The 16,050-nt window shown below is 69.8% G+C and carries 7 protein-coding genes; all 7 read right to left on the bottom strand.

Features of this window, described 5'->3' with window-relative positions:
• Positions 1-193: 193 nt before the first annotated feature.
• The 7 genes from J2851_RS36590 to J2851_RS20725 all read right to left on the bottom strand — a co-directional run bounded on the left by J2851_RS36590 (position 194) and on the right by J2851_RS20725 (position 15,877).
• A complete protein-coding gene (locus tag J2851_RS36590; RefSeq protein WP_209768580.1) occupies positions 194-1,939 on the bottom strand; it encodes a methyltransferase domain-containing protein in 1,746 nt (581 codons plus the stop codon).
• 351 nt (positions 1,940-2,290) lie between these two features.
• A complete protein-coding gene (locus J2851_RS20750) occupies positions 2,291-6,862 on the bottom strand; it encodes a glycosyltransferase family 2 protein (RefSeq protein ID WP_209768579.1) in 4,572 nt (1,523 codons plus the stop codon).
• 567 nt (positions 6,863-7,429) lie between these two features.
• Positions 7,430-9,979, bottom strand: a complete 2,550-nt coding sequence (locus J2851_RS20745) for a glycosyltransferase (RefSeq protein ID WP_209768578.1) — start codon at positions 9,977-9,979, stop codon at positions 7,430-7,432.
• 28 nt (positions 9,980-10,007) lie between these two features.
• Entirely contained in the window at positions 10,008-11,078 is a 1,071-nt protein-coding gene (locus J2851_RS20740; RefSeq protein ID WP_209768575.1) for a glycosyltransferase family 61 protein, read from the bottom strand.
• 91 nt (positions 11,079-11,169) lie between these two features.
• Positions 11,170-12,648, bottom strand: coding sequence for a mannose-1-phosphate guanylyltransferase/mannose-6-phosphate isomerase (locus J2851_RS20735; RefSeq protein ID WP_209768573.1), 1,479 nt, complete (start codon positions 12,646-12,648; stop codon positions 11,170-11,172).
• Positions 12,649-12,986: 338 nt separating this feature from the next.
• Positions 12,987-14,030, bottom strand: coding sequence for a rhamnan synthesis F family protein (locus J2851_RS20730; protein WP_209768572.1), 1,044 nt, complete (start codon positions 14,028-14,030; stop codon positions 12,987-12,989).
• 86 nt (positions 14,031-14,116) lie between these two features.
• On the bottom strand, positions 14,117-15,877 hold the full coding sequence (locus tag J2851_RS20725) for a class I SAM-dependent methyltransferase (protein WP_209768570.1): 1,761 nt from the start codon (positions 15,875-15,877) through the stop codon (positions 14,117-14,119).
• Between the last annotated feature and the right edge of the window lie 173 nt (positions 15,878-16,050).

Raw genomic sequence — 16,050 nt, 5'->3', positions numbered from 1 at the left:
TCATCGGCGCGGCCGAACCGGTGGCGGTGGCCGGGGCGGACGGCTTCCCGCTGTCCGACATCCTCGACCAGACGCTGACCGCCGCCCTGGCGGAGCGCGACGCACTGGCCGCCCGATTGGCCGGCACCCCGTAAGAGGCGCGATCGCGGGTGGTGCCGGGAACGGACACCGCCCGCGCTTTCACGCATGGCCCTCACGCGTCGGACGCCGGTGGCTCCCCGGTCGGCCGGCGCAGCTCCTCCAGGGCCGTCAGGGCCTGCTCCAGGCGCAGGGTCCGGTCGCGGAGTTCCTCGCGCGTCGCCACCAGCTCCTCGGTCCGCTCGACGAGGTCGCGGCCCAGGGCATCGCGCTGCATCCACGCCTCCTGAAGGTCGCGTTCACGGTCCTTGATCCCGACCTCCAGCCCCTGGACCTGGGCCTTGCACGTCTTGACCTCTTCCTGCAGGGCGAAGATGGCTCCATACAGCTCCCGAACGAGCTGCGGGTCCACGGTGTGGGCGGGCACTCCGCCGAACGGCAGCTGGCTGTCCCAGCGGTCGAGCAGGAGGGGCAGCCGCTCCGTCTCATGCTTCAGACGCGGATCGGCCTCGGCCTTGCCCGGCTCCCACCGGCAGGTCAGCAGCAGCCGGCCGATCACCGTTTCGGAGTCGTTCCATTCCGCCTTGTTTTCGAAATTCAGAGCGGAAAAGTCCCGGCCGGGATCCAGCCCGTGCTGGAACGTGCTGACGACCCCAATGTCGGTGAAGCCGAACGAGGCAAGGCTGTCGAGCAGCCCTTTCCTGTTGAAATAGCTGCACTCCAGGGCGGAGGCCGGGGCCTCGCTGCCCAGGGGGCACATCAGCAACGGCTTGTCCGCCATCGCGTCCAGGTAGCCGCATTCGAGGACCAGGGTTCCCCCTTCCTTGACCAGGCGGCTCAGGGCGCGCAGGGCCAGGAACGGGTAGCGCAGCGTCTCAAGCTGCCTGAAGCAGAACACCACGTCGAACCGTTCGCCGAGGACGGCGTCGAGCCCGTAGAGCCCTTCCTCACGAAGCGCGACGCCGCGACCGATCAGGCGGTCGAGCGTGACCGCGGCCTCCTTGACCGTCCGGTCGATGGCGACCACCCGCTCCGCTCCCCGTCCGGCGGCGTATTGAGCGAAGACACCGTCGCCGCAGGCGGTGTCGAGAACCGTCCGGCCGGTGAAGTCGAGGGTATCGAGGAAATCGCGCAGGATCTTCGTGGTTCGGCGGAACTCCTTCCGGCCCGGCACGAGCCGGTCCCCGATGCGGAAGGCGTTGTCGAACGTCGGCCCGTCCGCCAACTCGGCCGAATCACCGGCCATCCCATCACCGGCGTCCACCGCCGGCGCGCTGGGGCACGGCACCAGCGGCACGTAGGCGGCGGTCATCGTCGCCGGCTCGCCGATCATCGCGCTTGGGACGCCGTCGTAGCCCCAGGCTTTGCAGAGCGCTGCATCGCTGGCAAGAACCTCCCGCAGGAGATCTTCCGGAGCCACGGCGGCGCGCCGGAACTCCTCCGGGATCCCGATGCCCACATTCCCCGTCCGGTACAGGACGCCGGGGACGAAATCCTCGCGCGCACGCCCCAGGATGGTCAGCATGTCGCCGATCAGGTTTTCCTGCCGGCCCACGGCATCGCATTCCTTGAGGAACGGGGCGTAAGCCGCCGACACCGGCCCCTCCGGAAAGGCACGGATCGCGTTCCGCAGAAACTCCGCGAAATTGTCGGAGGCGGTCGAACGGGAGAAGTGGTTGTCCTCCCACCCGAAATACATCTCGTGCATCCACAGCGAGCGCAGCCACTCCAGAGGATGGCGGATGAAGCAGAATTTCAGCTTTCTCTGCTGCTCCTCGACCATGGCGATCCGCGACGGCCAATCGTGGAAGCCACCGACCTCCCGCACGGGGATGTCCATTTGCCGGATGACGTGGCGCACCCAATGTCCCGCCGTGCGGCCAACGTGGAAAAAGATTGAATTGGGAAGCTCAAGAGCCACAACAGACTCCACCCTTGTCCGACTGCCTCTTTCAGCAGAATTTATTGTTCAAACTCTATCGTTTTTCGGACAATCGACGGTCGAAAGCCGAAGCACGAAAGGCTTTAAGAAAGTTGTATTTTAGCAAAATGCTCAAGTTATCCCCGCCGATATCGCCGGAGGCACGCTATCTCTGTTTGCAGATGTCAGCAATCCCAATTTGCCGGCCGTCGCACCGCACGGCGCATCCACGGCGACGGGCCGGCCGCGACCGGGCCTGCGGTCGCGGTCCAAAGCGGATCGCAATCTACTTTAAGAGGCCCGAACGGCTCCGGTGGCGTAGCCGCGGGGCTGGTAGCTGAACGCCGCCACGGGGTAAAGGCGGGGGCTGTACCAGCGGCTTTCCCGTGGCACCTCGACCCCTAGGCTTGCGAGCAGCGCGTCGGACGGCGGCGGCGGCTGGACGTTGGCCCGCTCCGTCAGGCGCCACAGGCTGAAGGGCGTGTAGAGCACGCGCTTGCCGTCGGCGTGGGCGCGCAGCGCGATGGCGGTTGCGATCTGCGCCGCCGAGACGTCCGGCCCGACGGTCTTCAGCAGATCGCGCAGGAAGCCGCTGCGGGCCGCCCAGTGGCTGGGCGACACGCCGTCCACGAACCTCTGGCAGAAGAGCATGCCGTGGTAGCCGCTGTCGCCGGCCTCGCGGCCATAGTCGGCGGTGGCCAGGAAGCCGCCGATCCCGAAGAATCCGCCCGCCCAGGCGACCCGGTCGCCGGTGTCCAGGACACGCCCGCCGATGGCCACCGCCTCGTCCACGCCGCCCAGCAGCCCGGTGAGTTCCGCCACGCCGCCGGCCTGCTCCGGCACGCAGTCGGCCTGCACGAAGACCACCTGGTCGGCCTCCGCGCCGGCATCCGCGAGCAGGACCGCGAGGGGGGCGTCGTGCAGCGTCACGCCGGACAGGGCGTGGTAGCCCACCACCAGCCGCTCCAGGGCTTCCTGGAACGCCGCCCCGTCGCCCGGCGCCAGCTGGATCCGGACCGACTGGGCCGTCCGGCCGCGCTGCGTCAGCACGGCGGCCACCGCCGCGGCCCTGGCCTCCCCGCGCAGCGCGCCGCCTGCGATCACCATCGCCACGCGGCGGGGCTCCCCGGCTTCCGGCGCCAGCCGCCAGATGCCGGGATGGGGGAACAGGGTGTTCTCGGCCACGGACAGGGCCCGGTCCCGGCCGGTCAGGGCCAGGTGCTGCTCCAGGACGTGCCGCTGGCTGTGCAGGGCCTCCGGCTTCATGCTGCTCTCGACCGACGCCGTCGAGCCGGGGTTGATCCGCCAGGCGTACAGCAGGTGCGGAACGTGGACGATCGCGTGGCCGGCCCGCTCGACGCGCGTGAAGGTGTCCCAGTCGTGGCTCCAGGTCGCCTTCAGGTCCGTGTAGGCGCCGATCTGCACCGCCACGTCCCGGCGCAGGGCGCAGAGATGGCAGGTGAAGCAGATGTTCATGTGCAGGACCCAGTCGAACTCCGGCTTGTGGAAGGGCGAGAACAGCCGGGATTCGGGGTTGCTCTTGAACTCGTCGGAATACAGCACCGCCGGGCGGCCATGGGCGTGGATATGCTCCGCCATCACCTGGAGGGCGTCCAGCGTCAGGAAGTCGTCGGCGTCCACCGGCAGGACGTAGTCGCCGGACGTGGCCCGGAAGGCCAGGCCGTAGCCCGCCATGATGCCCTGGTTCTCCGGGGCGACGATCACCGTGACGTTCTCGTGGGCCGACACCTCGCGCAGCCAGTCGAGCAGCTCCGGCCGGTGGTCGCCGTCGCTGACGATCACCCATTCGAAGTTCCGGTAGAACTGGTTCAGGATCGTCTTCTCGATCTCGCGCAGGAACCGGATGGGCTGCTTGTAGGTGCTCATGAAGAAGGAGAAGCGGATCGACTCCTCCACCGGCGGCCGGGTCCGCGACGCGGCGATGCGCGCCATGATCTGCTCCTGGACGTCGCGCACCGGGCGGGCGGCGGGGGAGCGGTCGATCTCGTAGAAGGGACTGTCGGCCGCGTAGGCCGGGTTGACGTAGGGATCCGCCGGAATGCCCCAGCGCCGGATGAAGTTCTGAAGCTCCCAGTTGAAGGTGCCTTCCTTCGACAGGGATTCGAAATGGTAAAGCTCGATCGCCGGGTCGATGACGATGCGCAGGCCCCTGGCCCGGACCTTGTTGCAGAAATCGACGTCGTTGTAGTTGAGCCAGAGGCCGGTGTCGAAGCCGCCGACCTCCTGGTAGAGCTTGCGGGACACCAGCATGCAGGCGGCGGTGGCCGCGGCCGCGTTGTGCACCAGCTGGCCGATCCCCTGCGGGCCCGGCGTCAGGCGGTGCTCGCCGATCAGGGCGTGGGTCGGCGAGCCGTTCAGCAGCAGGATGCCGACGTGCTGGATCGTGCCGTTGGCGAACAGCAGCCGCGGGCCGACGATGCCGACGCCCGGCTGGCTGGCCAGCCCGACCATGTCGCGCAGGAAATGCTTCGAGATGGCCTGGATGTCGTCGTTGAGCAGAAGCACGTAGTCGCCGCGCGCGTGCTCCACGCCCAGGTTGACGCGGTCGGAGAAGTTGAAGCTCGTCCGCTGGGCATTGACGTCGCGCACGTTCGGGAAGGCGCGCAGGAAGCGCAGGGTCGAGGCCTCCAGCTCGCCGTTGTGCACGACGACGACCTCGAAGTTCTCGTAGCACTCGCTGCCGAACAGGCTGGCGACGCAGTTCTTCAGGATGTCGACCTGCATCCCGAAGACCTCGCCCATCCGGCCGGCGCTGGGGATGACGACGCTGACCAGCGGGGCCGGGGACGGCGGGGCGTAGACGACCCGCCAGTTGCCCGTGGACCAGTGGGGCCGCACCTCGAAGGGCGTGGCCGCGCCCGGCGCGAGGGCGCCCTCGATGGCCGTCTTCTGCCGCTCGATCGCGTAGCTCTTGGCCGACAGGACCTCGGCGGTCGATCCCGGGATGGCGATCCAGTGGTAGAGGATCTTCGGGACGTGGACGAAGCGCTCGGTCACCGCGGCGACGCGGAGCGCCAGGTCGTAGTCCTGCGTCCCGTCGCATTCGCTCCGGAAGCCGCCGACCGAGCGGACGACGGAGGCGCGGTAGCAGGTTAGGTGCCCGATGTACATGGTGCTGCGCAGCAGGTCGGGCGACCAGCCGGGCTTGCAGGTCGCGTCGTAGAACCGGCCGTCGACGGTCATCTTGTCTTCGTCGGAATAGACCACGTCCGGGTCCTGCTCGACGATGGCGGCGGCGATCTCGTACAGCGCGTCCGCCGTCAGCTGGTCGTCGTGGTCGAGCAGCGCGATCCACTCGCCCTTCGCCAGCGACAGCGCGGCGTTCGACGCGGCGGAAATGCCGCCGTTGGCCGGCAGGCTCGCCACGCGGATGCGGCCGTCGCGCGCCGCGAACTCGGCCAGCAGTTCCCGGACGTGCGGGCTGGGCGAGGCGTCGTCGACGATGCAGAGTTCCCAGAACGGGTAGAGCTGGCCCAGGACGGACTCGACCGTCGCCCGCAGCCACCGCTCCGGCGTCTGGTAGACCGGCATGACGATGGAGATGGTCGGCCAGCGGTCCCGCTCCGCGATGCGCTTCAGGATGTCGTTGGACGCGATGGTCCGCGCGGGCGGCTCGCCGAGGTCCAGGCCGCCCTTGCGCCCTTCCCGATGGCCGTGGCTGAGGAAATGGTGATAGCCGGACGGGATCGCGCGGCGGTCGACCGCCGCCGAGACGTCCGGGTTGTTGACGAGGTAGCGGTGCTCGCAATAGCCGGTCAGGCGCGGGGCGGTGCCCGCCATGTCCTCCGTCACGCCGTACGTCACCCAGTGCTCGCAGGCCGAGGCGATGTGGCGGCTGGAGACCGCGCTGCTCACGTCGGGGCGGAGCGCGCGGTACAGATCCTCGGCGAAGGCGTCGGACGGCGTCTGGGGCGGGAAGCGCCGGGCGTTGACCTCCGCCCAGTTGCGGCCGGTCGGGCCGGGCAGCGGGCCGGTGCCCTCGAAGAGAGCCACCAGTTCGGGGCGTTCCAGCAACGCATGGGCGGGCAGCGGCGGCAGCGCGCCGCCCGGCGGCGCCTGGCGCTGTTCCGCGGCGCCGTACATCAGGTAATGGCGGTAGCCGCTGACCAGCAGGCGCTCCTCCACCGAGGCGCGGACGTCGTCGTTGATGTGCAGGTAGGTCTGCTCGTCGAAGCCCGGAACGGCGTCGAAGCCGAAGATGCTGCCGGCGTTGTAGTAATGGTCGATCAGGCTCCGGCAATCGACCCCGCGCATGCTGCGGATGATGGCGCCGTAGCGCTCCAGGTACCAGGTCCCGTTCATGGGGACGTGCGGCAGGAGGTTCCGGGGGCGGCCGAGGAGCAGGTAGTGGTGGTAGGGCGAGGATCCGGTCTCGCGGCACCAGTCGAGGACGCCCGGATAGACCTGCTCGTACCAATGGGCGTCGAAGATGCCGCCGCCGCGCAGCATCGCCACGTCGCCGATGACGTCGACCGGCATGTCCTCCGGCTGCGCGCCGGCCTCGGCCAGGCCGACCGGGCGGCCGTCCTCCGGCAGCCGGATGGACGCGCTGCCGATCAGTTCGCCGTTGCCGACCACATGGACGGTGCGGACGTCCTGGGAGAAATGCTCCAGCGGCACCAGGACGGAGAAGGCGTTGAACCCGCCGCCCCGCCCGCTGGCGAACAGGTCGCGGTTGAAATAGCGGGCCCAGGATGTCGTGACGCACTGGCCGTCGATGACGACGCCGATGCCGACCTTCGTGTCGGGGTTTCCGATGTCGATGGCCCAGCCGGACAGGACGAAGCCGAAGCCCTTGTTGATGTTGACCGCATCGAGGCTGCCAATCGTCTTCCGTGCCATATGCCTTTGACCCTGTTCAAAGATGCCGTCTTAGCCGCAACGCACGCTGGCCAGCCGCGGGAGCGCCGGCGCCACAACCTTAGGGAGACAAGCCAGGCAGAGCGGGACCTCCGAAGAAATCGCTGCAATGCCAGCCTCACGCCTCAAGACAAAGCCCCCATCTGACAATCCCCAAATCCGAGCGGGCGAAATTTCCTTATAATATCGAAATGCGAGAAGAATTTGAAACAAATAAGCATCAGCGAGAGGCCAAGCGAGAAGACAGGGGAAACGGGATCAATTTCAGCAACGGTTGGGGGTTCCCCCAAATCTGCTGCGCCTGATCACGAACTATTCCTCGCTGGATCATCGGAAATGACCCCAAATTATTTTCAGAAATATAAGAATATTCGGCACTCAGCAGGCGTATCAATTCTCGCGCATGACCGGCAGATCAGTGCTCTATTCACCTTCTGATGTCAACGCCTTCCTAACGGCCCGGCCGATGCCGGCTGCTTTGTTATCAAGAATACATGATTGTTTCGAAATCGAAAAATGCGCTATTTATTTGCGGTCCGGAATGCTTGATTATCCATCGATCTGCGCGAGCTGCGGTCCCGGAGTTCCCCGGACGACGGCGCCGGTGACGCGCAGCAGGGCGGACAGGGCGGCCTCCGGCGTGGTCGGAGCGACGAGGACACCGTTCGACCAGCACCGCAGGCGCTCGGCCGGCGCGCCGATGTCGAACGCGACGACCGGCAGCCCCAGCCCGACCACCTCGTCCAGCACGTAGCAGTAGGTTTCCGGCCAGATCGAGGGCAGGAAGACCGCGTGGCAGCCCCGCTCGGCCAGGAGCCGGGGAAGCCGCTCCGGCTCGTAGGAGCCGTTGTCGTGGAAGTGCGCCGAGTCCAGGAGCCGGTCGATGTTGCCAAACAGCTCGAACTGGACCGGCAGCCGGTGCGCCTCGGCCAGGCGCACCATGGCTTCCAGGATCCGCGCTCCCTTGGCCACGTTGATCCCGCCCACGACGGCCACGCGGGCGACGGGGCCCGGCGGCGCCGGCGGCAGCGGCGCCACGGCCACATGATCGGCCAGGTGCGGGATGATCCGCACCCGGTCGTCGCGCAGCGCGAAGGCCCGGCGCAGGACGGCGAGCGCGCTGCGCGAGAAGACGACATGGCGGTCGGCCAGGTCGAACAGCGCCTGCCATGACCGGCGGTGGGCGGCGACGTCGACGCCGGGGACCGCCGCGGAATCCGCCGCCGCGGACTCCGTTCCGGCGGCGCTCCCCTCCCGCCAGCGGAAATGCGGGTTCGCCGGGGCGCAGGCCCGGCAGCGCTCCAGCGGCGGCACGCCGCAGAAGCGGTCCTCCGCGTCGATCAGGTTCAGGGACGGGCAGACCGGGAAATAGTCGTGGTGCAGCAACCGCAGCAGCACGCCCCGCCCGTCCCCGCCGCCTTGCCGGAGCCCCCGGACGAAGGCCATGACCGCGCCCGTGTCGGCGTAGCCGACCAGGGAACTGACCACGACCTCCGCCAGCGGCAGCGCGGCGACCAGGGCGGCCAGATCGTCCAGGCCGTTGGCCGGGAAGCGGACGGCGGTGTGGGAAGCCGCATCGCGGTGCAGCAGCTCGACGTCGAGCGCGGCCTCGGGCATGCCGAGGACCGGCTGCACCGTCGGCCGCACCAGCAGGACGGCCAGCCCCTGCGCCTGCAGGCGCGCGATCTCCTTGGCGCGGAAGGTGGCGGCCCCGCCCGTGCCCGGATGGTCGAACAGCAGCACCGTCCGCGGCCGGCCCCCGGCCCCCCGCGTTCCCAGGATGCGGACGGCCGCCGCGGCCCGGACGGGGCGCAGCGGGTCGGCGCGGATGAAGTCCTGCACCTCCGCGTCGAACTCCGGGTAGCGCTGCCGGATGACGGCGCCGGACGCCTCGACCAGCGCCGCCTTCTCGGCGCTCGGGAAGCTGCCGCCGTGGCGGTGGTGGACGTAGAGGTTGGGCACGATCACGTTGGTGAAGCCATGCCGCATGGCCCGCCGGCACCAGTCCACCTCCTCGCCGTAGCCGCGCCCGAAGGCCGCCTGGTCGAAGAAGCCGATCTCCCGCAGCGCCCGGCGGTTCAGGGCCATGCAGAAGCCGACGCCGGTCGGCGCCTCGACCGGGACCACGCCGGCCAGGGCGGCGAAGGCGGCGTCGATCTCCCCGACCGGAGCGTCGAGGAAGGGCGCGTTGTCCTCCGGCATCGCGGGAAAGCCGCAGATGGTCCCGGCGTTGGTGAAGGGGGTGGTGCTGGCGATCGACGGCGTGCGCTCGATCGGCCCGACCAGCCGCTCCAGCCAGCCAGCCGGCACCTCGACGTCGGTGTTCAGCAGGACGACGTGGCCGTCGGGGTTGAGCCGGGTCGCCGTCTCCACCCCGTCGATGACCGCCTTCAGGTAGCCCTCGTTGCGCGGCTTGGCCACGACCGTCACATGGTCGTGCGAGACGCCGAGCCCCACCAGGAAGGCCGTGATGCTGCGGTCCGGGTTGCCGTCGTCGACGAAGACGATGCGGTGCCGCGGCTCCACCGTCTCCAGCAGGGCGTGGACGAGCGGCGTCAGGAAGCGCTTGCCGCCGTAGACCGGCACGACGATGGAGACGGGCGCCGTGAGCGGGGGAACGGCGGGCGGCGTTTCGGCGAACAGGCCGAGCGCAGCGCGCGCCCGCGCCAGCGGTGCCGGCAGGGCGGTGGCGTAGCGCAGGCCGCGCTCGGTCAGGAAGCGGTGCTCCACCGCCGGCACCGAATGCTCGCAGCCCACCTCCCAGCTGCGCAGCGACAGGCCGGTGCGCAGCATCAGCGGGACGACCTCCTGCTCGTCCCCGGCGGTCAGCCGCAGGACGACGGCGGAGGTGCCGGGGGGCAGCGCCGCCACGACCACGAAGCCCGACCGCTCCGCCATCGGCGTGCCGCGGGCCAGGGCGACGTCGCGGCGGCCGATGCCCCGCTGGACGTGGATGGCCGGCGGGCGGCGGCCGCCGTCGATCACCACGTCGAAGCCGCAGGGACCGTGCCGGTCGTGGAACGCCCAGCCCTCGACCCGCAGCTCGGCGCCGACCTCGATGCGCTCGATGAAAAAGGCGAAGGTCCCGCGCGTGGTCATCGCATCATGCTCCCGTCCCACCCCGTCCTCAGTCCGCGAAAATCCGGTCCTGGTCTTGCGCGGACAGGACCAGGTCGGTGTCCCAGGGCATGACGCCCCGCACGGGACCGCTCTGCGGGCAGCGGACCTCGGTGTAGTCGAGGCCGCGCAGCGTCGCGATGAACCAGAAGAAGGTGTCGGGCATGCCGGCGGGCGTCAGGGTCACGACCCGCGCGCCGGGCGCGGCGAAGGCGATGTTGGTCATCGCCGCCCCCATGACGCCGACGATCCGCGTGGCCCCCTTGAACAGGGACACCTGCTGGGGCAGCGTCAGGGTGCCGGGATCGACCAGCGTATAGCCGTGCGCCTGGGCCTGGGCGATCAGCGCGTCCTCGCCGACGACGCGGCGGAAGCCGGCCGTCCGGCGGGTGACGAACAGCCGCTCCGCCCCCGCCGCCGGAACGCAGGCAACCAGAGCGTCCACGCTGTCGAGGACGAGCGGCGACATGTAGCCGCCATGCTCGCTCAAACCGTCCACCACCAGCAGGTCGGCGAAGCGCCGGGGCGTGTCGTCGGCGACGATGGTCCGGGCCAGGTCGATCCCCAGCATGGACAGCGACTGGGCCATGCTGTCGTTCAGATGTCCCGGCGCGTGGGCGACGAGGAAGCGCGCGTCGAGGTCCGGCAGGTGGCGGTGGACGAGTTGCGCCTTGGGCAGCATCTCCATCATCCAGTGGCCGTAGTTGCCGATGCCGCGCTTCTTGCACAGCAGGACCGGCCCGCCCGCATCGGCCTCCTCGCCCCGCCCGATCACCTCCAGCACGGCCGCGTGGGCCTGGTCGACCTCCGCCTCGGAATGCTGGGTGATGGTCTCGCGGTAGAGGTTTCCCTCCCGGTCGAAGACCAGCCCTTCCTTGGCCACCCACACATCGGCCAGGCGCAGGACGCGGACCGGGCGCTCCGGAAAGCGCGGGGTGTTCCACGCCCATTCCATCGATTGCAGAATCGGCTGGGGAATCAGCTCCTTGTTGACCACGCGCGGGTAGGCGGCGTCGAAGGCCGGCGAGGTCAGGGTCAGGATGGCGGAATCGTCGGGCGGGCTGATCGGTGTCGGACGCATGCCGGGGCTTCTGGACGGGCCTTCCGTGGCGGAAGACCCATCCTATGGGGCCTCGGCGTTAAAAAATCGCTGCAAAAATCGAACGACGACCTCAGGGGCGGCCGTAACGGTCGTCGACGCGGACGATGTCGTCCTCGCCCAGATAGGCGCCGGACTGCACCTCGATCAGGTTCAGCGGCACCTTTCCCGGGTTTTCCAGCCGGTGCAGCGTGCCCAGCGGGATGTAGACGGACTCGTTCTCGCGCAGCAGGATCTGCTCCTCGCCGCGGGTGACCAGGGCGGTTCCGTTCACCACGACCCAGTGCTCGGCGCGGTGAAAGTGCTTCTGCAGCGACAGGCGGGCGCCGGGCGCCACCGTCAGCCGCTTCACCTGGAAGCGGTCGCCGGCGTGCAGCGACTGGTAGTAGCCCCAGGGCCGGTGGACGCGGCGGTGCTGGCGCGGCTCGTCGCGCCCCTGCGCCTTCAGATGCTCGACCAGCGGCTTGATGTCCTGCGCCCGGTCCTTGGCGGCGACCAGGACGGCGTCCTCGGTGGCGACGACCACCGCGTCCTCCATGCCGAGCAGGGCGACGAGCGCCCCGTCCTCGCTGCGGACGTAGCAGTTCCGGCTGTCCCAGGCGATCGCGTCGCCGTGGCAGACGTTCCCGCCCTCGTCCTTGGCGCCGATCTCCCACAGCGCCGACCAGGCGCCGACGTCGGTCCAGCCGATGGCGCAGGGCACCACGGCGGCGGCGTCGGTGCGCTCCATCACGGCGTGGTCGATGGAGATGGACGGGGCGGCGGCGAAGGCCTCCTCCTCCAGCCGGAAGAAGTCGAGGTCGGCGCGCCCCCCGGCGAGCGCGGCGCGGCAGGCGGCGAGCACGGCCGGTTCCCAGCGCTCCAGCTCCTCCAGGTAGCGGCGCGCGGGCAGCAGGAACATGCCGCTGTTCCAGAAGACGTTCCCCTCGGCCAGATACCGCTCGGCCTCCGCGCGCGGCGGCTTCTCCACGAAGGCGGCGACGCGGTAGGCGCCCTCCGGACCGTCCACGGGTCCGTCCAGGGGCAGGCCCCGGCGGATGTAGCCGTAGCCGGTCTCCGGCGCGGTCGGCACGATCCCGAAGGTGGCGAGGCATCCGGCGTCCGCGGCCCGGGCGGCGACGGACACCGCCTCCAGGAAGGCCGTCCGGTCCTGAATGACGTGGTCGGCCGGCAGCAGCAGCAGGCGCCCGTCGGGGTCCTGCTCCGCGACGATCAGCGCCGCGATGGCGGCGGCGGCGGCGGTGTTCCGGCCGACCGGCTCCAGCACGATCCGCGCCCCGCCCGGCACGGCCCCCTGATTGCCCCCCTGACCGATCTGGCGCATCTGCTCGGCGATGACGAAGCGGTGCTCCTGGTTGCAGACGACCAGCGGCGGCGCGAAGCGCGCCGGGTCGGCGACCCGCAGGGCCGTTTCCTGCAGCATGGAGCGTTCCGAACACAGCGGCAGGAACTGCTTGGGATACTGTTCCCGCGACATCGGCCAGAGCCTGACCCCGGAGCCGCCGGACAGGATGACGGGGAAGATGCGGGCGTTCTGCGGAGCGTTGGTCATGGCCGCCGATCGTGTGCGTCGGAAAAGGTTGCCGCCCGGCTTCCCGCACGGCAACCCTTGGTGACTAAAGGAGGCGCCGGAACCCTGTCAACTTGGCCAAAATGGGTTCCCCATCGGCGCCCTCCCCACAAACGGCGGACCGGAAGGTTCCGTCGGCATGACCAAAACCAACGCAAACGATCCCAACGGAAACGATCCGTGTCCGGCCGTATCATACGGCCGGCGCATGAACAGTTCCATGATCGGCCGGCCGTATGCCCCTTTCGCACATGGCTGCGCCATGTGCTGCCGGGTTTGAACCGAAGGTGTTTGATGGAAGCCATCAAACACCTTCGGTATCAGACGCTGCGGTTCTTCAACGACATCTCGAGATGCCGCAGGATGAGGTCGGTGTCGTAGTCGGTGGAGGTCCGGACCACCCGCTCCCAGTAGTTCAGCAGCGGGATGCGCGCCGGGTTCTTCTGCAGCAGGTCGCGCTTGATGAACGGGAACTCCATCCGGGCGATCAGGTAGTCCCAGAAGAAATGCGTCCCGTTCAGCGGCACGCCCGCGTTGATCGTATGGAAGACCTGCTGGATGAAGCGCTTGCGCACGGGGTCCTTCAGGGCATCGCCCGTGACGTCGCCTTCCACCACCGCCTCGATCAGGGCGGCGGCGGCCTGCCGGTAGGGGAAGGCGGCCCGGCAGTGCAGGCCGGACCGCCGCAGGGCGCGGGTCAGCCCGATCTCGTACTTGCGCACGATCCACATCTTGGACTGCACGTAGCGCAGCTGGCGCCAGAAGGCGGCGAAGGACGGCGCGGTCAGGGCCGCCTTGTGGAACAGCAGGAAATAGCTTTGCAGATGGAAGGACCGCTCCCAGCTGTCGGACGCGCCCCAGACATCCGCCTCCTCCGGGCTCATCCGGTCCAGCAGGCCGGCCAGATGGTACAAGGGGCCGTAGACGCTGTCGTTGGCGAGCAGCAGCGCGTCCAGGGCGCCCAGCTCGGGAATGGCCGCGATCCCTTCCTTGTAGGCGCCGAAGTCGTAGCCGACGTTGTCGCGCCGGATGACCAGGGCGCAGATCTCCTGCAAGGCCTCGACCTGGACCAGCCGCGGCGCGTTGCTCACGAAGACGATGGCGAAGCCGATGTCGTGGAGCTGGCGCAGGTAATGCCGCACGAAGTCGTGCACCACGCCCTGGCGGTCGTAATGGACGAACACCGCCACCCGCCGCGCGCCGGCCAGCGGCCGGTGCCCGTCCCAGCGCTCGCGGACGTAGCTTTCCTTGCGGAAGAAGCTGGCCGCGTAGGAGAACCAGCCCCCCAGCAGCTTGATCTGTGCGACCAGCCAGAAGCAGCCGATGCGCAGACGCACAAGAAGGCGGACCAGAGTGCTTGTCATCGGGACGGTGCCATCCTTGGCGCTATCAGACGGGGGGCGCGGTCAAACGGGAACAGAAACGGGGACGGGGCCAAACGGGGGCGTGGTCAAAGGGAAAGCCGTTGGGAGCGGGCCAGCTTCTCCGCGCGGGCGCGCAGGTCGGCCGGCACCGCCGGCAGGCCGGCCGCGGGGGAGAGGAGGCCGCGCAGCGCGTCGGCCGCCGCCGGCTTCTGCCCGGCTGCGGCCAGGGCCTCGGCCTGGTGGTAGAGCGCCGGCCACAGCAGCGGGCCGCCCCGCTCCCGGCTCGCCTCGGCGGCCTTTCCGAACCAGCCGGCGGCCGTCTTCAGCGCCTTGCGGTGGTTGACGGACAGGATGGCGAGCGCGAAGGCCGCCGAGGCCGTTTCCTCCGGTCCGCACTGGACGAGGTCGTCCTCGACGCCCAGGGCGAGCCGGTCGGCTGCGGCGTATTGCCCCAGATTGACCAGATCCGTGAAGGTCTGCCGGCGCAGGCCACCCAGGATGGCGGGCGGAATGCGCTCGCCCAGAACGGGGCTGGGCTCGCGCTCCAGCCGCTCGATGCCGCCGGCCGCCGCCAGCGGGTCGCTCCAGGCCAGGATCCCGGCGGCGTAGCCGCGGGCGCGCCAGGCGAGGTCGTCGGTCTCGCCGTCGTCGGCGCCGGCCGCCTGCAACGCGGCGCGCGCCCGCTCGCCGGCCTCTCCCGCCGCCTGGAAGTAGAGGCGCGCCCGCTCGCGATCGTCGTCGTGCAGCCATGCGGCCATGCCCAGGCAATACAGGATGCCGCACAGGCTGAACGGGGCACGGTCGTGGAAGCCCGCGATGTCGGCCGGCCAGTCGGCCATGGACGGCAGGGCGTCCGGCTTGTCCAGCTCCAGGCCCCAGCGCGCGCGGCACGCCTCGATCACCGGGACCGCCGCCTCCCGTGCCTCGGCGAAGCGCCCGGCGTGGGTCAGCTCCTTGAAGCGGCGGTAGCGCAGCCCGAGGCCCAGGGGGGTGTCGGCGGCGACGGTCCGCGACCGTTCGGCGAGGTAGTCGAGGTAGCGCGCCCGGTCGAGCCGGCGCGACAGGTCCGCCGTCCCCTCCGTCATCGAGGCGGTCGCGCGCAGCGTCGGCCCGTGCTCGACCACCGAGACGGCGGTGAAGCCGGCCCGGCGCAGCAGCGCCTCGAAGCCCTCGCGGCTGTAGAGGGTCACGTGGTAGCCGGGGCTGAGCAGCGGCACCAGGACGCCGGCCGAGGTCTCGGGCTTGATCTCGCCGGCGTTGGGCGTGGTCAGCAGCAGCGTGCCGCCCGGCGCCAGGACGCCGCGCAGAATGGACAGGAAGCCCAGCGGCTCGAAGATGTGCTCGACCACCTCGGAGCAGAGGACGAGGTCGAACGGCTCGGGCCCGGCGTCGGCCGGGGTGCGCAGGTAGATGGACGAGATGTCCAGCCCCAGAAGCTCGCGCCCGGCGCGGGCGGCGAAGCCGGGGTCGATGCCCTGGACCGACCAGCCGAAGACCGTGCGCGCGACGTCGAGCGAGAAGCCGAAGCCGCAGCCGATCTCCAGGTAGCGCCGGACCTTGGACGGGTCGATGGCGGCCAGCGGCTCGGCCATCACGTCGATGCCCGCACCCTGCTCCAGGTAGAAGGCGAGCGCCGCGTCGGTCGCCTGCGCGCTCTCATACTCCGGCTGCTGGAGCGTCGGGAAGAAGGCGGTGCCGCAGCGGCCGCACAGGGCCAGGGGCAGCAGCGGGTTGGGCGGAACGGCCGAGTGGACGTTCAGGCGGACGGACTTCGGGCTGGCATCGGTGCAGGCGGGACAAACCGCGTCGATGGTCGCGGCGCTGCTGGTGGTCCAGTCGATGTGCATCCTGCTCACAACCTGAAAAGGGGCCGGCCGGCGATCGTGTCGGACGGCGGGGAAAGTACCGCCGCAATAGCAGAATAATCGCCGGACAGGCAACCGCGCTGACGTCACCCGCCGCCGCAGGATGCCCGCGGAGATCGATTTTCCACCGCCTTTCGAAGCAGTCCCCGCCGGAG

This window comes from Azospirillum rugosum, from assembly GCF_017876155.1.
Taxonomy (GTDB): Bacteria; Pseudomonadota; Alphaproteobacteria; order Azospirillales; family Azospirillaceae; genus Azospirillum; species Azospirillum rugosum.
This window is presented reverse-complemented; position numbering and strand designations above follow the sequence as displayed.